This is a genomic window from Nocardia sp. NPDC004123, from assembly GCF_053603795.1.
Map to the genome: position 1 here is coordinate 66664 of NZ_JBSGGG010000020.1, position 21554 is coordinate 88217.

Here is a 21554-nt window from a genome sequence, read left to right on the forward strand (position 1 = left end):
GAATTCGGTACTAATGGATAGTGGGGGCGCGGTAGAATTAGTGCATGGGAATCAAGGGGGAGACACTCGACAGCTGTGGCATCGCTGATGTCGATGCTGCGGTGCGGTCTCTTTCGGGTTCGCTGCTGCACGGAGATATGAATCAGTTCTCCGATGACGATGTCGTGGAGTTGATGCAGCGGTTGGAGAGCTGTAAGAGGCAGCTGTCGGCGCTGGATTCACGGCTGATCATCGAGGCGATGGATCGGTCGCTGCCGGACCGCAGCGGGGCCGGTAACGCGGTGCCGTTTCTGCGGCAGACGCTGGGGTTGTCGCGGTATGACGCGTCGGTACGGGTGAAGATCACCAGGCAGTGCGGGGAGTTTCGGCAGCTCACGGGGCATCTGCGGCCGCCGGTATTGGCGGTGGTGGCGGAAGCCTATGAGGCGGGCGATATTTCACGCGATCACGTGCGGAACATCGTGGAGGTGATGACGCATCTGCCCAAGGAGATCGATGCGGGCACTCGCGACAGGACCGAGCGGATTCTCGTCGACTATTCCCGCGAAGGCTGGCCGGACGATCTGCCGAGGATCGGGCGGGAGATCCTCGCCCGGGTCGACCCTGACGGGACGATGACCAGCGATGCCGATCGGAAGCGGCGGCGCGGGATCGTGGTGTGCCGTCCGGGCGTGAATGGCATGTCCTGGATCGAGGGGTGGATCACTCCAGAGCTGCGGGCACTGCTGGATGCGGTGCTGGCCAAGTTCGGACGCCCGGGTATGTGCAATATCGAGGACACTGAAAGCCCCACTGCCGGTGCCGGATCCATCGACACCGATGTGCTGGAGGCCGCTGTGCGCCGCGACCGCCGTGACTCGGCCCAGCGTACGCACGATGCGCTGTTCGCGTTGTTGCAGCCGGGCGTGGACCCGGGCAAGCTCGGCTCCCACCGGGGTTTGCCGGTGGAGGCGATCATCACCATGAGTCTGGCCGATCTCGAGCGCGCGGCCGGGGTCGCGACCACCGCGTCGGGTGGGCACGTCTCGATCAATGAGGCTCTGAAGCTGGCCGAGGGCACGAAGCCGGTGCTGGCGGTGCTCGATGGTGAGGGAATGCCCTTGTACCTGGGACGGTCTCGCCGCCTGGCCAACTCGGCTCAGCGGCTGGCGCTCATTGCTCGCGATAAGGCATGCACTCGTCCGGGGTGCGATGCGCCCGCTTCGATGTGCGCGGTGCACCACATCGTCGACTGGGCTGATGGCGGACTCACCGACCTGAACAACCTTGTACTGGCTTGCGATCACTGCCATGCGTTGGTCAATGACAGTCCCGACGGTTGGAAAACTGTTGTGATGGGCAAGGATTCGCCGTATCGCGGGCGGTGTGGGTGGATCGCGCCCAAGAGGATTGATCCTTCGGGCACTGCTCGGGTCGATCAGAGACATCACGTTGGGGAGTTGGTCGCCAGCTCCATCGTTTCCAGTTGCTCGAGGTGGGGTCCTCGGGTTGCATGACACCCGGCTGCTCGTGTCCTGCTGGCGTGCGCAGGGAACGGGGAAGTGTGGTTGCGTCGCCTGCGCTACCGGACTTGGGCTCACGCCGGGTTGGGAGCCGTGACTTACCTTCCGGCCCACGGACTGCCCGGATCACCTTTCAGAGACAACCCACGAAGAGAATCCGAATCGCTCGTCTGCTGTGGGTCGAGTCCGAATCGCTCGTCTGCTGTGGGTCGAGTCCGAATCGCTCGTCTGCTGTGGGTCGAGTCCGGACCGTTCGTCTGCTGTGGGTGGGGTCCGAGCGGTTGGTTGGCGTGGGTGGAGTCTGAACCGGTTGTGGGCGGGGGTGGGGTGGGCTTTAGGCTGCTGGGACTATGGCCCTGAACGCGACTCTCTACAACGTGAATGTGCAGTTGGCTGATGTGGATCGGGGGGTCTACGAGGAGTTGGAGTTGCGGGTTGCGCGGCATCCTTCCGAGACCGGGGAGTACATGTTGGCTCGGATCCTGGCCTATTGCTTGGAGTATGAAGAGGGAATCGCGTTCAGTGATGGTGGGGTCTCTTCCACCGATGAGCCGCCGGTTCTCATCCGCGACCTCACCGGCCGCCTCACCACCTGGATCGACGTGGGCGCCCCGGACGCCGACCGCATCCACCGCGCCAGCAAACTGGCCGACCGTGTAGCCATCTACACCCATCGAGACCCCGCAAAAGTTCTCGCCCAACTCGCCGGCAAACGCATCCACCAGGCCGACCAGATCCCCCTCTACGCCTTCGACCGCTCCTTCATCGACGCCGCCACCGCCCTCCTCGACCGCCGCAACACCCTCACGCTCTCGGTCACAGACCGCCATCTCTACCTGGACCTGAACGGCACCTCTCTCTCGGCCCCCATCGAAGAACACTCCCTCGCCTAACCTCCGCCGACAGGCCGAGCGACCCGAATTCCACCCCGGGCTTCATGCGACCCGAGCACGCCATCTCAGGCAAACTGGCAACCACGATGCGTCGAACCCGTCCCCGCCCAGCGATCGCAGCCCTGGCCGTCATAGCCCTGGCTGTGGCCGGCTGCGCTCAGCAGCACTCCGAGCCTCCGGTGGAACAGCCCACGTACACCGGTCCGGCCAATCAGCTCATCACCGTCACCGCCGATTCCCCCACCGCCACCACCGCCACCCTCACCGCCTGGGATCGCGATGGCACACAATGGGTTCGAGCGATCGGCCCCCTGCACGCCGACGTGGGTGCGCAAGGCATCGGGCCCACCAGCGAATCGGCCACCCGTTCCCCGGCCGGAATCTGGACGCTGACAGAGGCTTTCGGCATCTCAGCCAACAACGGCACCAGACTCCCGTATCGCCGAGTGACACCATCGGATTGGTGGGTCTCCGACACCAGATCGCCGTTCTACAACACCCACTACACCTGTGCCCCCGGCACCTGCCCGTTCGATGAGTCCGCGGGTGAGGACCTGGGTACGGCCGGTCCCGCCTACGATCACGCCGTCGTCATCGACTACAACCGCTCTCCGGTCGTCGCCGGCGCGGGTTCGGCGTACTTCCTCCATGTCGGAGACGGCACCCCGACCGCGGGCTGCGTAGCGCTTCCAGGCGCGGATCTGGACCGCGTGATGTGCTGGCTGGACCCCGCCCAGGGGCCGGTCATCGACATCGAGGTCCGGGATCGCCCGGCGAACTCCTGATTCGGCGAAACCTCTGTGCAGGTTCTCACAATGTCGCAAATGCGACCGAAGTGGCTTTGACGTGCGCAAATGCGGAAGCATGGCGGTGCCATTCGGTATTTCCCCCGCCTGACCGGTAGCAATCCGCGTGATGTGCATCAGCTATCGGCTCGCATACCCGGGATGGCCTGATGTTTCGTTCAACTAAGGTTCGGGTATTCGACCTAGTCGAACACGATCACCGCAGCTCGGTGATTGTCCGCTGGACGTGTTCGCGGCGTCCTTCGGACGAAAGGATATGGATGATGGGCGCGAGCCTGATGATCGTGGGGGACGACTACCGGGTCCGCAGCGCCCTGCGGGCGGCGATGGAAGGGGAGGGCTACGAGGTCGCCGAGGCAGGCGCGGCCGAGGTGGCCCTGGAGCGGCTGCGCAATCATGGCGCGCCGGATGTGATGATCGTGGACCTGCTGGTGGGCGAGATGGATGCCTTCACCTGTATTCGCGAGGTGCGGCGCGCGCACGAAGTGCCGATCATGGTGGTCAGCGCCAGCGCGGACACCCACGATGTGGTCGCGGCGCTGGAGGCGGGCGCCGATGATTTCGTGACCAAGCCGTTCGAGCTCAAGGAGATCAGCGCGCGCATGCGGGCGCTGCGGCGGCGGCCGCACCTGGGCGGGCTGCCGGAGGATCCGGCGGCCGAGCCGCCGGTAGAGATCATCCTGGACTCCGATGATGCTGCGCCGCTGGTGCTTTCGCCCGATGGTGGCGTGGTGCGCCGGGGCGAGGAGCAGATTCCGTTGACCGTCACCGAGTTTCGCCTGCTGTGTGAACTCGCGGCCAATCCCGGCCGGGTCCTCAGCCGCACCCTGCTGCTCGAACGAGCTTGGGATGAAGGCTTCTTCGGTGACGAGCGGCTGGTCGACGTCCATGTCCGCCGGCTGCGCACGAAGATCGAGACGGACCCGTCGGAGCCGCGCATCGTGGTGACCGTGCGCGGCCTCGGATATCGCCTCGATATGCCGCGATAGGCGAATTCGCGGGTGTGTGAGGCCCGCGGAGTCATGGGATCGTCATGAGATCGCAATGAGTTCGCATGGAAGACCTCAAAACTTCACCGTCAGGCTGAAGTGGTCATGCAGATCCAAATCAGCAAATTTGACGCGATATCCCAGCAAACCATCCAGATCCGGGAGCCGGTGCTCGCCGACGGCGCACCAATGTGGCGCATTGCGGAGGACTCCCGGGTCCTCGACACCAACTCCAGCTATGCCTATCTGCTGTGGTGCCGCGATTTCGCCGATACCTCGATCGTCGCTGAAATAGACGGCGAGATAGCCGGATTCGTCATCGGCTACACCAGGCCCGCATGGCCGCACATCCTGTTCGTCTGGCAGGTGGCGGTCGATCAGCCCCATCGTGGGCACGGCCTGGGCGTCGACATGCTCGACGCGCTGCTGGAAAGTGCCGCGGCGCGCGGAGTCACGCAGCTCGAGACCACCATTGCCCCCGACAATCCGGCCTCGGTCGCCATGTTCGCCTCGCTGGCCCGCCGTCGTGGCGCGGCCCTGACCCGCACCACATTGTTCACGGCGGATCAGTTTCCCGGCGGGCATCAGCCCGAGGACCTCTACCGCATCGCACCGGTCACCACTCAGGAGGAATGGCGATGACTAGCCCCGATATGACGGTTTTCGCGGATCTCGAGTCGAATGTGCGCGGCTACTGCCGTTCCTGGCCCACGGTCTTCGACACCGCGTCCGGCGCCTGGCTCCGCGACGAGTCCGGCCGGGAGTACCTGGATTTCTTCGCCGGCGCGGGCGCGCTCAACTACGGCCACAACAACCCCGTGCTGAAGCAGTCACTGCTCGAGTACATCGCGGGCGACGGCCTCACCCACGGGCTCGACATGTCCACCGTCGCCAAGCGCGATCTGCTGCAGTCGCTGCGCGACCGGATCCTGAAGCCGCGCGGCCTGGACTACAAGGTGCAGTTCCCCGGGCCCACCGGCGCGAACGCGGTGGAGGCCGCGCTCAAACTGGCCCGCAAGGTGACCGGCCGCACCGAGATCCTCAACTTCACCAACGCTTTTCACGGCATGACGCTGGGCGCCCTGTCGGTCACCGGCAATGCCGCCAAGCGGGCAGGCGCGGGCGTGCCGCTGCAGCACGCCACCTCGATGCCCTTCGACGGGTATCTGTCCGGCGCGGACGATGATTCGTTCGAATGGATGGAGCGCGTCCTCGACGATGCCTCCTCCGGCCTGGACAGCCCGGCCGCCGTGATCGTCGAAACCGTCCAGGGCGAGGGCGGAGTCAACCTCGCGAGCGTGCAGTGGCTGCGCAAGCTGGCCGGATTGTGTTCCGCCCGTGAGATTCTGCTGATCGTCGACGACGTGCAGATGGGCTGCGGCCGCACCGGACCGTTCTTCTCCTTCGAAATGGCCGGTATCACACCGGATATCGTCACGCTGTCCAAGTCGATCGGCGGCTACGGCCTGCCGATGGCTCTGGTGCTGTTCAAGCCGGAACTGGACCTGTGGAAGCCGGGCGAGCACAACGGCACCTTCCGCGGCAACAACCCGGCCTTCGTCACCGCCCGTGCGGCGCTGGAGCATTACTGGGCCGACGACGCCCTGGAGGCCGCCACCCGGGCCAAAGGCGAGCGCATCGACCGTGCCCTGACGGGCATGTCCGCGGCCTTCGACGGTGTCGGCGCGCGCGGGCGTGGTCTGGTGCACGGCCTGGTCTTCGACGACGCCTCGCAGGCGGAGAAGGTCTGTGCCGCCGCCTTCCAGCGCGGGCTGCTGGTGGAGACCGCCGGTCCCGAGGACGAGGTGGTGAAACTGCTTCCGCCGCTGACCATTACCGACTACGAGCTCGATCACGGCCTGGAGCTGCTGGCCGCCTCACTGGATGCCGTCAGCGGCGGGCGGGGGCGCTGACATGATCGTGCGCACCACCGCCGAGATTACCGGCACCGATCGGGACGTCGCGGGCCCGGGCTGGCGCAGCAAGCGCATCGTGCTCGGCGGCGACCGGGTCGGGTTCTCGTTCCACGAGACCACCATCGACGCCGAGACCGTCCACGAATTCCATTACCAGCACCACATCGAGGCCGTCTGGCTGGTCGAGGGCGAGGGCACCCTGGTCGATCTCGACCACGGCACCACCTACGAGCTGGGCCCCGGCTCGATGTATCTGCTGAACGGCCATGAACGGCACCGCCTCTTCGCCCGCACCCGGATGCGCATGCTCTGCGTGTTCAATCCGCCGGTGACCGGGCAGGAGGTGCACGACGAGCACGGTGTGTACCCGCTCGTCGCCGTCGACTAGGAGTTTCGAATGACTGTGTCCGACAACGGAAGAATCGATCGCTATCGCACCCGCACGGTGGTCGGCACCCCGCCGATCGAGCGTGACGACCCGACGGTGTGGGGTGAGATCGGCAGCCATGCCCTCGCCGATTTCGACGACAACGGCTACGCCGTGGTCGACAGCCTGCTCGATCCGTACGAGGTCGGTGCGGTCGCGGCCGAAATCCAGCGGCTGACCGGCGATCCCGACCTCGTGCTGGACGAGCGCGTGATCATCGAGCGCGAGTCGCATCGGGTGCGTTCCCTGTTCGAGGTGCACCGGCTCAGCGCCATGATCGCGGATCTGGTGCGCGAGGAGCGGATTGCCGGTCTGGCGCGCGAGATTCTCGGCTCCGAGGTCTATCTGCATCAGACCCGGGTGAACTACATGCCCGGGTTCACCGGCACCGGCTTCTACTGGCACTCCGACTTCGAGACCTGGCACGCCGAGGACGGCATGCCGACGCCGCGGGCGGTGAGCCTGTCGATCGCGCTGTCCGACAACTACCCGTTCAACGGCAGCCTCATGGTCATGCCGGGCTCGCATCGCACTTTCGTCCCCTGTCAGGGTGAGACGCCGGCCGATCATCACCGGGTTTCCCTGCGCGGTCAGGAGATCGGCGTCCCGTCGCAGGCGGCCATCACGGATCTGGCCGGGAAGCACGGCATTACGCAGTTCACCGGGCGGGCGGGTTCGGCGTTGCTGTTCGACTCGAATCTCATGCACGGGTCGGCGGGCAATATCACGCCATTCCCGCGCTCGAATCTGTTCCTGGTGTTCAACAGTGTCGAGAACACGCTGCTCGATCCCTATGCCGCGCCGCATCCGCGGCCGGAGTACCTCGCGAGCCGGGACTTCACCCCCCTGGTGTGAATGGGGGAGTTGCAGAGGGTTTCGTCTCGTATGCCGATGTCGTTCCATGTGGGTGCGATCACATATTTCTCGGATGGGCAGTCTGAGCTGGCGATATGTCTGAGCTGACCATGCTCGATGGAACGACAATGGTTCATTGTGATTGTGGAACGTTGCATCGTACCTCTATGGTTTGACGTGGGTCGAACATCGGGCACGCGCCGGTCGACCAGCGCGTGCCCGGTCGATTCGGCTGCGTCCGAGGGATTTCCGCGCTCGTCGAATCCCGTGACCCTGAGGAACCTTTGCTGCTGGACAAGATTCGCTGGACCGTAGTCGTTCCCCTGCTCGCGGTGGTGATGCTCGCCGGGGTGTGGGGCCGGGAATTGTCGCTGCTGGCCGACATCCCGGTATTCGCTCTCCTGCTGGCGGCGGTACTGGCCGCGGTGCATCACGCCGAGGTCGTCGCGCATCGCGTCGGCGAGCCGTTCGGCGCGCTGGTGCTGGCCATTGCGGTGACCATCATCGAGGTCGGACTCATTCTGACGCTGATGGTTTCGGCCGGGGACAAGGCCGCGCCACTGGCCCGCGACACCGTGTTCGCAGCGGTCATGATCACCTGCAATGGCATCTTCGGAATGGCGTTGCTGGTGGGGGCGTTGCGGCGGCGGGTCGCGGTCTTCAATGCGGAGGGCACGGGTGCGGCGCTGGCCACGGTCGCGACCCTGGCCACGCTGAGCCTGGTGCTGCCGACCTTCACGACCAGCGAACCCGGACCGCACTTCTCGCCCGCCCAGCTGGCCTTCGCGGCTGTCGCCTCACTGGTGCTCTACGGCTGCTTCATCGCCATGCAGACCGTGCGGCACAAAGAGGATTTCCTCCCGGTGGAGCCCGGCACCGACGACGAGGACGAGCACGCGGAGCGGCCGAGTGGGCGCCGCGCGTGGATCAGCGGCGGACTGCTGATCGCCGCTCTGGTCGGGGTGGTCGGTCTGGCGAAGGCGGTGTCCCCGGCCATCGAATCCGGTGTCGACGCAGCGGGGCTGCCGCGCTCGGCGGTCGGCGTGGTGATCGCAATGCTGGTCCTGCTGCCCGAGGCGCTGGCCGCTGTGCGTGCCGCGCGCGGCGGTCGGGTTCAGGTCGGTCTGAATCTGGCACTGGGCTCGGCCATGGCCAGCATCGGCCTCACGATTCCGGCCATCGCGGTCGCCTCGATCTGGCTGGACACCCCGCTGTTGCTCGGTCTGGGCGCGACCGAAATGGTGCTGCTGGCAATAACAGTGGTCGTCGGCATGCTCACCGTGGTGCCCGGCCGCGCCACCCTGCTGCAGGGCACGGTGCACCTCTCGCTCTTCGCGGCGTTCGGTTTTCTCGCGGTCGCGCCGTAGGAACGCCTACTCCGCAGTCCCCTCGCCGACCTTGCGCCGGAACCGCCGGCTCCGGCGCTCCTCGCTGTCCGCCGCCTGCTCACCCTCGGGCGCCCGCCGCCGCACGGCCCGCCGCTCCCGCTCCACGGCCTCCTCCAGCAACTGCAACATGGGCACCTCGGCAAGCGCGTCCTTCGTTGCAGCATGATCGACATCGCTGCGCGTGATGAGCCCGGCAGCGATCAACCCCTCCACCGGATTCACCCCGTAGGCCCGCGCCAGCTCGATCACCGTGTCCGCCACCGGCGGATCCGACTCCTCCAAATGTCGCTTGATCCTGGGCCCATTGCTGTCCAGCTTCTCCGCAATGGCCCGGGTACTGGCACCCCGGGTCACCGCCCGCTTCCAAGCATCGAACGCTTGCCTCATCGCATCACCCTCGGCTCGATCGGCCCGCACGCCAAACCCCGAGCCTATCGAACTCGGTCGATTATGTTCAATCACGCAACACTGGCGTTTCACCCAGGACCGTCACCGCCAGCTGCCCGATAGTCCCGTAGGGGGAGCGGCGGGTGGCACCGTGGGGTGACGCGGGTCGGTGTTCGGGGTTTCTACGTTCGGCGGTGTGAAGACAATAATTCGCGTTGGGGCGGCGGTGGGGCTCGCAGTGGTGGTGTCGTCTGTGCTCGTCGGCTGCCGGTCGGATTCGAGCTCGGGCATCGAGTGGGCCGCGTGTCAGGGGGTGGGGGTCGATTCGCGGCAGGAGTGCGCGACGGTGTCGGTGCTACTCGACTACGAGCATCCGGAGGGGGAGCGGGTTTCCCTTGCGGTGTCGCGGATTCGGAGTGCGCATCCGGAGCATCGGCGCGGGGTGTTGCTGCTCGTACCGGGCGGGCCGGGTGGCAGCGGGCTGAATCTGCCGTCCACCGCGGGGCAGACGCTGCCGGAGTCGGTGCGGGACGAGTACGACCTGATCGGGTTCGATCCGCGCGGGCTCGGAGCGAGCACCGCGGCGAATTGCCATCTCGCGCAACAGGATCTGGCGACGGAGCGGCTGCGGCCGTGGCCGGACGCCAACGGCGGGATCGCGGAGAATGTGGCGATCGAGCGGCGGGTGGCCGAGGCGTGCGTGCGGGATGGGGGTGCGTTGGTGCGGTCGATCGGGAGCCGGACCGAGGCGCGGGACATCGACCGGATCCGGGAAGCGCTGGGGGAACAGCGGATCGCGGCGTGGGGAACGTCCTATGGGACATATGTACTGTCGGTGTACGCCACCCTCTTCGGGGAGCACACGGATCGGATCCTGCTGGACAGCAATGATGATCCGGATCCCGAGCGGGTCGAGCGGACCTGGCTGGGGAATTCCGCCGTCGGTGCGGAGGATCGGTTTCCGGACTTCGCGCGGTGGGCCGCGACCGAGGGGAATCCGGACCGGGTGGCGGAGACGCCCGAGGCGGTGCGGGACCAGTTCCTCACGCTGGCGGCGCGATTGGATCGCGCACCGTTGCCGTGGCCGGGTGCCGAGACCGCGGCATTGAGCGGCAACGGATTACGGCAGATCCTGCTCGACGGACTAGCCAAGGATCAGCGGTTTCCCTATGTCGCTCAGGTGATCAATGCCGCGCTGCGCTCGGACGCCCTGCCTGCCGCGCGGCTCTCCCCGCCGGAGCCCGCGGCCCAGGCGTCGACCGCGGTCATGGTGGCGACCCTGTGTAATGACGTGGCCTGGCCGACGTCGGCGGACGACTATGCGACCGCCGTAGCCGCGGATCGAGCCCGATACCCGCTCACCGCGGGCATGCCGCGCGGCCTCTCCCCGTGCGCGTTCTGGCCATATCCGATCGCGCCACGCACAGTCGTTACCGCGTCCGGACCGTCGAATGTGCTGCTGCTGCAGAATCTCCGGGATCCGCAGACCCCGTACAGCGGCGCGTTGCACTTGCGGCAGGCGTTCGGTGACCGTGCCCGGATGGTGGCGGTCGACGGCGGCGGGCACGGCGTGTATCCCTCGCCGGTCGCCTGCGCGAACGATGCCGTCGAGCGTTTCCTGCGCGACGGCACGCGTCCGGATCAGGACCTCACCTGCCGATGAAGTCGCATCTAATCAGCTTGCGGCAGGGACGGTTCGGTGCCCTCGACGGCCGTAGAGCTCGCGGGCGGCGGCCGGTGTGACCGTTTCGAGCCGGGCCGGGGCCTCCGCCTTCAGGTGCTGTTCCAGGATCTGCCCCGCCATCGGCGCGATGATCGGGGCGGCCATGATCAGACCCGCCTTGTCGAAGAGCGAGGACAGCCGGACCAGGACGCGCGCAGCGGGTCTCACCAGCAGGTCGACAATGCCCGGGCGGTCGAACTGGCCGAGCTTGCGCATCCACTTGGGCAGCGTCGCAATCGAGGCGAACGACAGCAGGCGTGCACCGATTGCGTACGTCCAGCCCGCGCCGTGGCGCGGCGAGGTGAACAGCAGCTGCCGCATGCCGTCCTGGGCGCGCTCCGAAGTACACAGGCGCGCACGGACATTCGCGAAATACTCCTGCACGCCCTCGCGCGTGACCGGTACTTCCTCGGGCTTGCAGGTCTGCAGCTCGGCCGCGATCCGGCACTCCTGCCAGTAGCGGGCCTCCTCCTCGGGAGTCAGTCCGGGCCCGAACATTTCGTAGGCCTTGAGTACCGAGTGCCAGCCGGTGATGTGGATCCACAGCTGGGTTTCGGGGGAATTGGCGCTGTAGCGCTGCCCGCTGATCGGCTCGATGCCCGTGTTCTCGGCATGCACCGTCATCAGGTGCTCGGAGGCCTGGATGGCCGTGCGGGAATCGCCGATGGCCACGATCAGGAAGTACGCGAAGGTAGCGTCGAGGCGGTGGCGGGGCTCGGAGTAGATCTTGCCGGTGTCGGCCACGGCCGCGGTCAGGAACGGATCGAAGTGCTCGAGGGTCACCGCGCGCTGGAAGCCGATCACCGCGGTGGGTGCGGTCCACACCTTCCAGCTTGGCGAATCCGGGCCGAAGAAGCCGTAGTCATCGCGGCGGAGAGTGGTCGGATCGAAGGTCACTGGGGCTCCTCTGCAGGCTCGATCCCATGGAATACAACGCCACCGTAGCAATTGTGGTCGCCGAATACAACGGGGTCGTAGCTTTAGCCCGGACAGGCACGTGACCTCGCTATCCGGGATGACAGAATGGGCCGGTGAAGGTGGAGCGGCAGTGAGCAAACCCCATGTGACGGCAGACCGGCCGCGGCGGCGCTATGCGCCCCGCCTGCCCCCGGGCGAACGCCGGGCCCAGCTGCTCGACGCCGCGTTCGCCGTACTCGAGCAGGCCGAGCTGCACGAGCTGAGCATGGAGGCCGTCGCCGCCGAGGCCGGTGTCGGCAAGCCCGTGCTGTACACGGTCTTCAAGACCCGTGCGGAGCTGGTCGCCGCGCTGCTCGAACGCGAACGCGAGCGCGCCCTGGAGCAGGTCGCCGACACCCTGCCCACCGACCTGCTCGGCGCGGACCCGGTCGTCGCCGCCTCCGCCACGGTCGAGGCGTTCGTCGATGTCGCCCTGCGTAATCCGACCCGCTGGCGACTGCTGCTCGCGGGCCCGGGCAATGCCCCCGACGAATATCGCGAGGCCATCCGCAGCTCCCGCGCCGGCATCTTCGACCGAGCCGAGGCGCTGGTCCGCATGGGTCTGATCGCCGATCCGCGCTGGGCCGGAATCGATTCCGGCCTACTGACGAACTCACTGCTGACCATCGCCGAAATGCTCGGCCGCCTGGCCGTCAGCGAACCGGACGCCTATCCCCGCGAGCGCATCGAAGGCTTCGTCCAGGCCATCGTCCACCTGCTGGTCGGCACCCGCTGACCCTGTTTTTGGGTAACCGGCGGCGCAACATTGACGCGATCCATACGGCGACTCGCCGATGTGCGCGTGCGGAACTCAGGTGGGCGGGCCTAGTATGCCCGCATGACGGTCGGCACTGACCTGCCCAAACCCGATGCCCTCTTCGATCTCGACGTCTGGCTACATCGTTGGCCGGCCAGTGTGTACGCCACCGAATTGCATTACGGCGTACTGGTTTTCACCGGCTGCGACCAGTTCGATGAGCGTGACGTGGAGATCGCTCGACGGACATATCCGGGGCGGCGCATCCTCATCGACGACACCGGCAAGCTCCAGGTGCATCCGGCGGGGGAGAGCCCGCCGATCTCGATCTTCGATCCCGCTCACCCGTTGCGGTCGGCGCAGTAGTCGACCTCTCCTGGCAGCGTTCCGGTCGTCGCGCCGACCGGACTCGCTGAGGGCTGCCACCTGGCCCTCTCGCGTCCGGAACGTGACCCTTGCCACAGTCGGTACAGACGCGTACCGTGCTGGTGGTACGCAGATGTACCAGGCTGGGAGATGGCGCATGACCACAGTGACACTGCCCGACGGACCAACCACGCCGGCCTTCGTGCAGGGCATCGAGATCCTGGCCGGGCGCACCCGGGCCTGGCGTCGCCTGCACCAGCGCTACGGATCGGCGTTCATGGTCGCGATGCCCCGCTTCGGGCCCACACTCGTGCTGTCGGAACCGGCCGAGGTCAAGGCGCTGTTCACCACACACACCGATCTGGTGGACAATGTCGACGCCAACCTCGGCCAATTCCTCGGCCCCGGTTCGCTTTTCGCGCTGCGCGGGGAAGAGCACCGCAAGGAGCGCAAGCTGCTCACCCCGCCGTTCCACGGGCGACGGCTGGCGGTCTACGAATCGCTCATCGAGGAGGAGGCCGTCCGCGAGATGGCCGGCTGGCCGTCGGGGCGCGAGTTCGCGACCATGGACTCGATGATGCGGATCACCCTGAACGTGATCCTGCGGGCGGTCTTCGGCGCGGAAGGCGCGGAATTCGACCAGCTGCGGGCGCTGCTCCCGAAACTGGTGCTGGTCGGGTCGGCGCTGGCGGCACTTCCGGTGCCGCGCAGGCTGTTCGGGCGCTTCGGGCCGTGGGAGCGGTTCGCCGCCTACCGCGCGCAGTACGACGAGATCGTCGGACGGCTCATCCGGCGCGCGGCCGCCGATCCGGAGCTGAGCGAGCGGGACGACGTGCTGGCCATGCTGCTGCAGGCCCGCTACGACGACGGTTCGGCCATGACGCACAGCGAGATCGCCGACGAACTGCTCACCCTGCTCACCGCCGGGCACGAGACCACCGCCACCTCGCTGGCCTGGACCGTCGAACGGCTGCGGCGGCATCCGGACATCCTGCGCCGCCTGGTCGAGGAGAACGACGCGGGCGGGTCCGCGCTGCGCGAGGCGACACTGCTGGAGACCCAGCGGGTACGGCCGGTCATCGACGCCACCGTGCGCAAGGTACGGACGGACTCGCTGCAACTGGGCCGGTGGACGCTGGCGCGCGGGCAGCACGTGATGGTGAGCATCCGGCTCATGCACGACAATCCGGAATTGTTCACCAACCCACGGGATTTCGATCCGGATCGATTCGTCGGCGCCCGGCCGGGGACCTTCAGCTGGATTCCGTTCGGCGGTGGCGCGCGCCGGTGCATCGGGGCGGCCTTCGCGACCATGGAGATGAACGTGGTGCTGCGGGTGCTGTTGCGGGACTTCACACTCGAGACCACCGACGCGCCCGATGAGCGCGCGCACTTCCGCGGTGTCGCACTGGTTCCGGCGAAGAAGGGGCGGGCCGTCGTGTATCGGCGGGCACCGCTGCCGCCGGCGGTCGAGGCCGCCGAAACCAGTGTGGAGCGTGGCGCCGAGGTGACCGCATGAGCGAGCGGGTGGCCGAGGTCGGGCGGGGGATCACCCTCACCTACGAGCGGGAGGGATCGGGCGTGCCGCTGCTGCTGATCGCCGGGCTCGGGCAGCAGAAACACGAATGGCACGACGGGCTGATCGGGCAGCTGGTGGTGCGCGGATACGACGTGGTGCGGTTCGACAATCGCGATGTGGGGACCTCCACGCACGCCGGGTTCCGGCCGCCGGGCGGGCTGGCGATGGCCCGCAAGCGCTGGGACCCACAGCAATACGATCTCGGGGACATGGCCCTCGACACCGTCGGGCTGCTCGACACCCTCGGCTGGCGGTCCGCGCACGTGGTCGGCATGTCGATGGGCGGGATGATCGCGCAGACCGTCGCGGCCCGCTATCCGGTTCGGGTGTCCTCGCTGACGTCGATCTTCTCGACCACCGGTGCGGCGCGGGTGGGGCGTCCCGCGCTGTCCACCTGGGCGCGCATGTTCCGCAAGCCCGCCGGGACCCGCGAGGAGCACCTGGACCGCGCGGTCGGCATGTACCGGCACATCGGCTCGGCGGGATATCCGTTCGACGAGGCCAGGATTCGCGCGACCGCGGGGACCACCTGGGACCGTGATCCGCGCCCGGCGGCGGGAGTGGGACGCCAGCTCGCCGGAATCATGAAGTCGGGCGACCGGACCGCCGAGGTGCGGACGATCACCGCGCCCACCCTCGTCCTGCACGGCGACCGCGACCGCATGGTGAACCCGACCGGCGGCAAGGTCACCGCCGCGGCAATCCGCGGCGCGCGCCTGCACACCCTCCCCGGCATGGGTCACGATCTACCCGCCGCACTCTGGCCCACCTTCGCCGACCTCATCGACTCGCACGTCCGCACCGCCGAATCCAGGAGTTCCGATGCCCCGAACCTCTAGGCCGCTGTCCGGCCACCCGGTCATGATCACCGGCGCGGCCTCCGGAATCGGGCGGGGACTGGCCCAATTGCTGTCTCGCCGTGGGTCGCCGGTGGCCATCGCGGATATCGATGCCGAGGGACTGAAGCAGACGGCGGCCTCCCTCAGCGGGCCGGTGCTGACCCGCGTACTGGATGTACGCGACGCGGCCGATCAGCTGGCCTTCGCCGACGAGGTGCGCGAGTGGCTGCCCGCGCCCCTGGCCGCGGTGTTCAACAATGCCGGGGTGGCGGTGTCCTCCTCGGTGCTCGACAGCGTGCCCGCGGACGATGAATGGTTGCGGCAGATCAACTTCGACGGGGTGGTGAACGGGACGCGCGCGTTCCTGCCGATCCTGGTCGAGCAGGGCAGCGGCGCCATCGTCAACACCTCCAGCGTGTTCGGGCTGGCGGGGATGCCGTATCAGAGTGCTTACTGCGCAGCGAAATTCGCGGTGCGCGGGTTCACCGATGCACTGCGGCAGGAACTTCGGGGCACGGGCGTCTCGGCGGTGACCGTGCATCCCGGCGGCATCCGGACCAATATCGCCCGCAACGGCCGGGTGCGCAAGGATCCCGAGGGCAAGGGCCGCACCCACGAGCAGATGGCCGCCGAATTCGAGGCCATGACCATGACCACGCCGGAGCAGGCGGCCGAAATCATCTGCCGCGGAGTCGAACGCGGCAAGGCGCGCGTTCTCGTCGGACCCGATGCCTACCTGTTCGACACACTGGCGCGGGTGACCCCGACGCACTACTTCGACGTGCTGTCGGTCGTGATGGGCCTGGTGCGCGCCCGGGCCGCGAAGGGAGCGAAGCAATGACCGAACACGTGGACGTGCTGATCGTCGGGGCCGGGCTGTCGGGCATCGGGGCGGCGCATCATCTCCAGGACGCGTTCCCGGGACGCAGCTACGCCATTTTCGAGGCGCGCGAGGCCATGGGCGGGACCTGGGATCTGTTCCGGTACCCCGGGGTGCGGTCGGACTCGGATATGCACACCCTCGGGTACCGGTTTCGGCCGTGGGTGGCGGCGGAGGCCATCGCGGACGGGCCCGCCATTCTCGGCTACATTCGCCAGACGGCCGCCGATGCGGGGATCGATCGGCGAATTCGCTACGGGCACCGGGTGACCGGGGCCTCGTGGTCGTCGCGGGAGGCGCGCTGGACCGTCGGGTTCGAGCACGACGGGATGACCTCGACCATCACCTGCGACTTCCTCTACCTGTGCAGCGGCTACTACCGCTACGACGAGGGCTACACCCCCGAGTTCGCCGGCATCGGCGACTTCCGCGGGCGGATCGTGCACCCGCAGCACTGGCCCGCCGAACTCGATTACGCCGGAAAGCGTGTCGTGGTGATCGGCAGCGGGGCGACCGCCGTCACGCTGGTGCCGGCCATGGCCGAGAACGCGGGGCACGTGACCATGCTGCAGCGGTCGCCGACCTACATCATGTCCGCGCCCAGCGTGGACCCCATCGCCACCAAGCTGCGCGGGTGGTTCGGGACGCGGCGGGCCTACGCCATCACGCGGTGGAAGAACGTCGCCGTCGGCACACTGATCTATCAGCTCAGCCAGCGGCGGCCGCAGATGATGCGCAAGTTCTTCCGGGACCTGACGATCAAGCAGCTGCCCGAGGGCTACGACGTCGACACGCATTTCAACCCGGCCTACAACCCGTGGGATCAGCGGCTGTGCCTGGTCCCGAACGGGGACCTGTTCCGGGCCATCCGCGACGGGCGGGCCTCGGTGGTGACCGATCGGATCGAGCGGTTCACCGCGGACGGGGTGAAGCTGCAATCCGGCGCGGAACTGTCCGCCGACATCGTGGTGACCGCCACCGGGCTGGACCTGCTGGCCCTCGGCGGCATCGGGCTCACCGTCGACGGGCGCGAGATCCAGCCGCCGGACACCATGGCCTACAAGGGCATGATGCTCAGCGGTGTGCCCAACTTCGCCTTCACCATCGGGTACACCAATGCGTCCTGGACGCTCAAGGCCGACCTGGTCGCGGAATTCGTGTGCCGGTTGTTGCGGCACATGGACATTCACGGATACTCCCAGGCCACGCCCTGGCCGGATCCGGCGGTGACCACCGCGCCGCTGATGGACTTCCAGGCCGGCTACGTGCTGCGGTCCATGGACCGCTTCCCCAAGGCCGGATCGCGCGCGCCGTGGCGGCTGGGCATGAACTACGCCCAGGATGTGATCACCCTGCGGCACGGGCGAATCGAGGACGGCACCATCCGCTTCGGCCGCCGCCCGGCTCCTACTGCCGCCGCGGCCGAACGCGGTCCCGAACAGGTCACCGCCTGACCGGGGTGTGAGGTGACACCGCCGCCTGACCGGGTGTGAGTGGTACCGCCGCGAACACACCGACATGCTGCGATGCTCACCGAGATCGGAGAAACTAGGCTGATACTCGTGACCCACGTCGATACCGCCGACACCACAACCAGCGCCGAACCCGCCACCGACTCCGGGTTCCGGCGGCGGCTGCTGGATGCCATGGCCGACGCGGTTCGCGAGCGCGGGTATCGGGACACCACCGTCGCCGATGTGGTCCGCCTGGCGCGGACCTCGCGGCGGACCTTCTACGAGCACTTCGTCGACAAGCAGGACTGCTTCGTCGCCATGCTCACCGAACGCAACAACGACACCGTCCAGCAGATCTACGCGGCCGTGGACCCGACCGCGCCCTGGGACACCCAGATCCATCAGGCGATCGAGGCGTGGATCGGCGCCTCCCGTGACGACACCTGCATCACCCTGGCCTGGATCCGCGACACCCCGGCGCTGGGGGAGCGGGCGCGGCAACTCCACCGGGACGCCGCGGAATCGTTCATCACGCTCATCCAGGACCTCACCGCCACAGCGGGATTCCAGGCGGCCGGACTGCATCCGCCGACGCGGCAGATGGCGACCATCCTCTACGGCGGGTTCCGGGAGCTCATCGCCTCCACCGTGGAGGACGGGCGGGACATCACCGAAATCATCGATGTAGCAGTCGAAACCGCGCTGGCGCTGATCGGGCCGCGGTATCAGGGATAGCCGTCTGTCTCCCTTGGGGCGGGCCCGTCAGTCTCCCTTGGGGCGGGCCCGGAAGTGGGCGCGCTCGCCCTGTTTGCCGAAGAGGCTGAGGAATTCGACCGGCTCGTCGTCGGCCGCGCCGAACCAGTGCGGTTCCCGGGTGTCGAATTCGGCGGCCTCGCCCGGGTGCAGGATCAGGTCGTGCACGCCGAGGATCATCCGGAGCCGGCCGTTGAGGACGTACAGCCACTCGTAGCCTTCGTGGGTCTGCGGATTGGGTTCGGTGCGACCGGATTTCGGGCCCAGCACGATCTTGAAGGCCTGAATGCCGCCGACGCGGCGGGTCAGCGGCAGCATCTGCATGCCACCCCGGTTGATCGGGCGCATGTGCACGCGCGGGTCGCCGGTGAGCGGGGCGTTCACCAGGTCGTCGAGGGTCACATTGTGGGCGCGGGCCAGCGGGAGCAGCTGCTCCAGGGTGGGGCGGCGCGCACCGGACTCCAGGCGGGACAGCGTGCTCACCGAGATGCCGGTCTCGGCGGACAGCTCCGCCAGCGTGGTCTCGCGTTGTTTGCGCAGCTCACGCAGCCGTAGTCCCACCCCTTCCAGGGCTCTGTCGATATCCTCGGTCATGACCTCAGTTTGCCATATCGGCAAAGTAGGTTGCCAGGATCGCGGCATGGTCCGCATGGTCGTAGGCAGGAGGTGGTCATCAATGACCGATCAGCTGAACAGCAGCTATGACGTGGTGGTGGTCGGCGGCGGCGCGGCCGGACTGAATGGGGCGCTCATGCTCGCCCGAGCCCGGCGCTCGGTGGTCGTGATCGACGCGGGCAGCCCGCGCAACGCGCCCGCGGACAGGGTGCACGGATTGTTCGCCCGCGAAGGCGTGCCGCCGTCGGAACTGCTGGCGCGGGGCCGCGACGAGGTGCGCGGCTATGGCGGACACGTGGTTCCGGGCGAAGTGACCGGAATCGTCAGGGACGGAGAAGAATTCGTCGCCACCCTGGCCGACGGGCGGTCCGTCCGCGCCCGCCGCCTGCTGGTGACCTCCGGCCTGGTCGACGAACTCCCCGATATCCCGGGCCTGCGCGAGCGCTGGGGCCATGATGTCATCCACTGCCCGTACTGCCACGGCTGGGAGGTCCGGGACTGCCCGATCGGCGTCCTCGGCCTGGGCCCCATGGGAATTCACCTCGCCCTCCTCTTCCGCCAGTGGAGCGACGACGTCGTCTACTTCGCCCACACCAACACCCCTCCCACCGAGGAGGAGTCGGAACAGCTGGCGGCCAGAGGAATTCGCGTCGTCACCGGCGAGGTCGCCGCCATAGAGATCGCCACCGACCAAATCTCCGGCGTCCGCCTCGCCGACAACACCCTCATCCCCCGCGAGATCCTGGCCGCCCCCACCCGCATGGTCGCCCGCGCCGCCTTCCTGGCAGATCTAGGCCTGACCCCCACCTCCCACCCCACCGGCGCAGGCGAATACATCCCCGCCGACCCCACCGGCCGCACCGAAACCCCCGGCGTCTGGGCCGCAGGCAACGTCACCGACATCTCGGCCCAGGTAGGCAACTCCGCCGCCGCCGGCGCCATGGCCGGCGCCCACATCAACGCCGACCTGGTAACCGAAGAAACCCGCCAGGCAGTCGAAGCCCATCGCGCCCTGGCCACCGCCTGACCAGCCGGCCGGACCGGCCCACGCCGGTCCGGCCCACTCGGTGAATACCGCAGGGAGCGCACCGAACCGCAGGCCGCCCGCCAGATTCTCGGCCGTCTCCTTGGTGAAGTGCCCGGAGATCTGGGTCTGATTCCCGCTCAACGTGCCCTGAATGCGCCGCGCGGACAGGACAGCTCCGTTTTGGACGCGGCGATTCATGCCCGCCTGGCTGCTCTCCGTAGCGGGCCCGGACGACGCGGCCGGCGTGCCCGTGCCGCCGCTGGCCCGGATGTTCAGCGATTGCTGGAACGGACTCAGCGCGCTGCTTTCGGCGACAACTACTGAGCGCGGGGAATCGGCACGTTCACCCCGCGAACAATCTGCATGGACAGTGCAATTTGTTAGGGTGATGGCGAACCGACGGCTGTCGCCCACAGGAGGGTAGAGATGGCGGATCTGACCCCACGCGTCGCGGCCTGGCAGCGATCGGGCACCTTCGAACAGGTCGGACGCCACCGGATCTTCGTCCGTGAACGAGCAGGCTCCCCGGACCTGCCGCCGCTGGTTCTCCTGCACGGCTACCCGTCCAGCTCCTACGACTGGCGGGACGCCTTCGACTCGATCGACGGTCACCGCCTGCTCACCTTCGACTTCCTCGGTTTCGGGCTGTCCGACAAGCCGCGAGATACGCAGTACTCGTTGCGAATTCAAGCCGATATCGCCGAGGAACTCGTGCAGCGGTACGGGGGCGAACCCGTCGTCATGGTGTCCCACGACATGGGCAGCTCGGTCGCCACCGAACTCCTCGCCCGCGACATCGATGGAACATTGTCGTTCACGCTGAAATCGGCTCTGCTGTTCAATGCGAGCCTGGTCCGCGAACAGGCCAGCCTGCTGCTCGGACAGAAACTCTTGCTGAGCCGGCTCGGCCCGCTCGTCACCCGAGCGACGAGCGAATTCTCCTTCCGTCGCTCGCTCGGCAGTATCTTCTCCGCAGCGCATCCCCTCACCGCTGAGGAGACAGCCGACCAGTGGTCGTTGCTGTCCCACAACGACGGTCATCGCATGCTCGACAAACTCATCTACTACAACCACGAACGCGTCACACCCCCGACTTCCACGCGCTGGCACAACGCACTACGCACCTGGCTGGGCGCGCTGGAACTCGGTTGGGCGGGTCTGGATCCCATCTGCACCGAGGCCGTACTGCAAGCAGTTCTGAACCTCAGGCCGAACACGCCGGTAACTCGACTGCCAGGTCTGGGTCACTACCCCCAAATAGAAGACCCCAAGCCCGTATACGAACTCATCCAGCGACACGCGTCGCAAGGCTGAGCGAGCTTCTCAGACCAGTCGGCGGGCACCCAGTTCAGCGTGATGCGCTCGGCCGCACCAAATTACGGGTCAGTGCGTGAACGAGCCGTTCGAGTCATATCTGGCTCAACCGTTCTGATCACGCACT

22 protein-coding genes and 1 pseudogene are annotated in these 21554 nt (G+C 67.4%); 19 read left to right on the forward strand and 4 right to left on the reverse strand.

Annotated features, from left to right (window positions below; translation table 11 throughout):
• Positions 1-44: 44 nt before the first annotated feature.
• From ACWEQQ_RS28100 to ACWEQQ_RS28140, 9 genes are all read left to right on the forward strand, one after another.
• Complete coding sequence (locus ACWEQQ_RS28100; RefSeq protein WP_452350343.1) at positions 45-1496, forward strand: DUF222 domain-containing protein; 1452 nt, start codon at positions 45-47, stop codon at positions 1494-1496.
• A 356-nt stretch (positions 1497-1852) separates the two neighbouring features.
• A complete protein-coding gene (locus tag ACWEQQ_RS28105) occupies positions 1853-2395 on the forward strand; it encodes a YaeQ family protein (protein WP_452350344.1) in 543 nt (180 codons plus the stop codon).
• A 179-nt stretch (positions 2396-2574) separates the two neighbouring features.
• Positions 2575-3180, forward strand: a complete 606-nt coding sequence (locus ACWEQQ_RS28110; RefSeq protein ID WP_452350345.1) for a L,D-transpeptidase family protein — start codon at positions 2575-2577, stop codon at positions 3178-3180.
• A 284-nt stretch (positions 3181-3464) separates the two neighbouring features.
• A complete protein-coding gene (locus ACWEQQ_RS28115; RefSeq protein WP_452350346.1) occupies positions 3465-4190 on the forward strand; it encodes a response regulator transcription factor in 726 nt (241 codons plus the stop codon).
• Between the two features lie 105 nt (positions 4191-4295).
• Positions 4296-4832, forward strand: coding sequence for a diaminobutyrate acetyltransferase (gene ectA / locus ACWEQQ_RS28120; protein WP_354844736.1), 537 nt, complete (start codon positions 4296-4298; stop codon positions 4830-4832).
• The gene (ectB, locus tag ACWEQQ_RS28125) at positions 4829-6103 is read left to right on the forward strand and encodes a diaminobutyrate--2-oxoglutarate transaminase (RefSeq protein ID WP_452350347.1); all 1275 of its coding nucleotides are present in this window, start codon (positions 4829-4831) and stop codon (positions 6101-6103) included. Before ectA ends, ectB begins: the two co-directional genes overlap by 4 nt.
• A gap of 1 nt (position 6104) precedes the next feature.
• Positions 6105-6494, forward strand: a complete 390-nt coding sequence (locus ACWEQQ_RS28130) for an ectoine synthase (RefSeq protein ID WP_379388996.1) — start codon at positions 6105-6107, stop codon at positions 6492-6494.
• Positions 6495-6503: 9 nt separating this feature from the next.
• Entirely contained in the window at positions 6504-7388 is an 885-nt protein-coding gene (thpD, locus tag ACWEQQ_RS28135; RefSeq protein WP_452350348.1) for an ectoine hydroxylase, read from the forward strand.
• 287 nt (positions 7389-7675) lie between these two features.
• Complete coding sequence (locus ACWEQQ_RS28140; protein ID WP_452350451.1) at positions 7676-8755, forward strand: calcium:proton antiporter; 1080 nt, start codon at positions 7676-7678, stop codon at positions 8753-8755.
• A gap of 6 nt (positions 8756-8761) precedes the next feature.
• On the opposite strand, the gene ACWEQQ_RS28145 is transcribed toward ACWEQQ_RS28140, so the two are convergent.
• A complete protein-coding gene (locus ACWEQQ_RS28145) occupies positions 8762-9163 on the reverse strand; it encodes a hypothetical protein (RefSeq protein ID WP_379388994.1) in 402 nt (133 codons plus the stop codon).
• A 346-nt stretch (positions 9164-9509) separates the two neighbouring features.
• Between ACWEQQ_RS28145 and ACWEQQ_RS28150 the strand changes: the two genes are divergently transcribed.
• Positions 9510-10826, forward strand: coding sequence for an alpha/beta hydrolase (locus ACWEQQ_RS28150; RefSeq protein ID WP_452350349.1), 1317 nt, complete (start codon positions 9510-9512; stop codon positions 10824-10826).
• 12 nt (positions 10827-10838) lie between these two features.
• Here ACWEQQ_RS28150 and ACWEQQ_RS28155 read toward each other — a convergent pair whose 3' ends face one another.
• Complete coding sequence (locus tag ACWEQQ_RS28155) at positions 10839-11783, reverse strand: oxygenase MpaB family protein (protein WP_452350350.1); 945 nt, start codon at positions 11781-11783, stop codon at positions 10839-10841.
• 151 nt (positions 11784-11934) lie between these two features.
• Here ACWEQQ_RS28155 and ACWEQQ_RS28160 point away from each other — a divergent pair, with 151 nt between their 5' ends.
• The 7 genes from ACWEQQ_RS28160 (at position 11935) to ACWEQQ_RS28190 (ending at position 18453) form a co-directional block, all read left to right on the forward strand.
• The gene (locus ACWEQQ_RS28160) at positions 11935-12579 is read left to right on the forward strand and encodes a TetR/AcrR family transcriptional regulator (protein ID WP_452350351.1); all 645 of its coding nucleotides are present in this window, start codon (positions 11935-11937) and stop codon (positions 12577-12579) included.
• 102 nt (positions 12580-12681) lie between these two features.
• The gene (locus tag ACWEQQ_RS28165; protein WP_452350352.1) at positions 12682-12966 is read left to right on the forward strand and encodes a hypothetical protein; all 285 of its coding nucleotides are present in this window, start codon (positions 12682-12684) and stop codon (positions 12964-12966) included.
• Positions 12967-13123: 157 nt separating this feature from the next.
• Entirely contained in the window at positions 13124-14485 is a 1362-nt protein-coding gene (locus ACWEQQ_RS28170; RefSeq protein WP_452350353.1) for a cytochrome P450, read from the forward strand.
• Complete coding sequence (locus ACWEQQ_RS28175; RefSeq protein ID WP_452350354.1) at positions 14482-15384, forward strand: alpha/beta fold hydrolase; 903 nt, start codon at positions 14482-14484, stop codon at positions 15382-15384. The genes ACWEQQ_RS28170 and ACWEQQ_RS28175 overlap by 4 nt, the downstream gene beginning before the upstream one ends.
• Positions 15368-16225 carry an SDR family NAD(P)-dependent oxidoreductase gene (locus ACWEQQ_RS28180; protein ID WP_452350355.1) on the forward strand — a complete coding sequence of 286 codons (858 nt, stop codon included), beginning with the start codon at positions 15368-15370 and terminating at the stop codon, positions 16223-16225. Before ACWEQQ_RS28175 ends, ACWEQQ_RS28180 begins: the two co-directional genes overlap by 17 nt.
• On the forward strand, positions 16222-17718 hold the full coding sequence (locus ACWEQQ_RS28185; RefSeq protein WP_452350356.1) for a flavin-containing monooxygenase: 1497 nt from the start codon (positions 16222-16224) through the stop codon (positions 17716-17718). Before ACWEQQ_RS28180 ends, ACWEQQ_RS28185 begins: the two co-directional genes overlap by 4 nt.
• A gap of 108 nt (positions 17719-17826) precedes the next feature.
• Entirely contained in the window at positions 17827-18453 is a 627-nt protein-coding gene (locus ACWEQQ_RS28190) for a TetR/AcrR family transcriptional regulator (protein WP_452350357.1), read from the forward strand.
• Positions 18454-18480: 27 nt separating this feature from the next.
• Here the strand turns inward: ACWEQQ_RS28190 and ACWEQQ_RS28195 are convergent, their stop codons facing one another.
• Positions 18481-19065: a helix-turn-helix domain-containing protein gene (locus tag ACWEQQ_RS28195; protein WP_452342726.1), complete on the reverse strand. Its 585-nt coding sequence runs from the start codon at positions 19063-19065 to the stop codon at positions 18481-18483.
• An 82-nt stretch (positions 19066-19147) separates the two neighbouring features.
• Between ACWEQQ_RS28195 and ACWEQQ_RS28200 the strand changes: the two genes are divergently transcribed.
• Positions 19148-20113, forward strand: a complete 966-nt coding sequence (locus tag ACWEQQ_RS28200; protein WP_452350358.1) for an NAD(P)/FAD-dependent oxidoreductase — start codon at positions 19148-19150, stop codon at positions 20111-20113.
• A 108-nt stretch (positions 20114-20221) separates the two neighbouring features.
• Here ACWEQQ_RS28200 and ACWEQQ_RS28205 read toward each other — a convergent pair.
• Positions 20222-20311 (reverse strand): annotated as a pseudogene (locus tag ACWEQQ_RS28205) (hypothetical protein); the annotation flags it as partial.
• Positions 20312-20539: 228 nt separating this feature from the next.
• On the opposite strand from ACWEQQ_RS28205, the gene ACWEQQ_RS28210 reads away from it, so the two are divergent.
• Positions 20540-21427 (forward strand): alpha/beta fold hydrolase, encoded by an 888-nt coding sequence (locus tag ACWEQQ_RS28210; RefSeq protein ID WP_452350359.1) that lies wholly within the window; start codon positions 20540-20542, stop codon positions 21425-21427.
• Positions 21428-21554: the final 127 nt, after the last annotated feature.

Excerpts from the sequence above, each read along its gene's own strand:
- ACWEQQ_RS28165 (WP_452350352.1), top strand. The coding sequence starts at position 12,682 with ATGACGGTCGGCACTGACCTGCCCAAACCCGATGCCCTCTTCGATCTC.
- ACWEQQ_RS28105 (WP_452350344.1), top strand. The coding sequence starts at position 1,853 with ATGGCCCTGAACGCGACTCTCTACAACGTGAATGTGCAGTTGGCTGAT.
- ectB (WP_452350347.1), top strand. The coding sequence starts at position 4,829 with ATGACTAGCCCCGATATGACGGTTTTCGCGGATCTCGAGTCGAATGTG.
- ACWEQQ_RS28130 (WP_379388996.1), top strand. The coding sequence starts at position 6,105 with ATGATCGTGCGCACCACCGCCGAGATTACCGGCACCGATCGGGACGTC.
- ACWEQQ_RS28185 (WP_452350356.1), top strand. The coding sequence starts at position 16,222 with ATGACCGAACACGTGGACGTGCTGATCGTCGGGGCCGGGCTGTCGGGC.
- ACWEQQ_RS28210 (WP_452350359.1), top strand. The coding sequence starts at position 20,540 with ATGGCGGATCTGACCCCACGCGTCGCGGCCTGGCAGCGATCGGGCACC.
- ectA (WP_354844736.1), top strand. The coding sequence starts at position 4,296 with ATGCAGATCCAAATCAGCAAATTTGACGCGATATCCCAGCAAACCATC.
- ACWEQQ_RS28170 (WP_452350353.1), top strand. The coding sequence starts at position 13,124 with ATGACCACAGTGACACTGCCCGACGGACCAACCACGCCGGCCTTCGTG.
- ACWEQQ_RS28100 (WP_452350343.1), top strand. The coding sequence starts at position 45 with ATGGGAATCAAGGGGGAGACACTCGACAGCTGTGGCATCGCTGATGTC.
- ACWEQQ_RS28200 (WP_452350358.1), top strand. The coding sequence starts at position 19,148 with ATGACCGATCAGCTGAACAGCAGCTATGACGTGGTGGTGGTCGGCGGC.
- ACWEQQ_RS28175 (WP_452350354.1), top strand. The coding sequence starts at position 14,482 with ATGAGCGAGCGGGTGGCCGAGGTCGGGCGGGGGATCACCCTCACCTAC.
- ACWEQQ_RS28195 (WP_452342726.1), bottom strand. The coding sequence starts at position 19,065 with ATGACCGAGGATATCGACAGAGCCCTGGAAGGGGTGGGACTACGGCTG.
- ACWEQQ_RS28145 (WP_379388994.1), bottom strand. The coding sequence starts at position 9,163 with ATGAGGCAAGCGTTCGATGCTTGGAAGCGGGCGGTGACCCGGGGTGCC.
- thpD (WP_452350348.1), top strand. The coding sequence starts at position 6,504 with ATGACTGTGTCCGACAACGGAAGAATCGATCGCTATCGCACCCGCACG.
- ACWEQQ_RS28180 (WP_452350355.1), top strand. The coding sequence starts at position 15,368 with ATGCCCCGAACCTCTAGGCCGCTGTCCGGCCACCCGGTCATGATCACC.
- ACWEQQ_RS28115 (WP_452350346.1), top strand. The coding sequence starts at position 3,465 with ATGGGCGCGAGCCTGATGATCGTGGGGGACGACTACCGGGTCCGCAGC.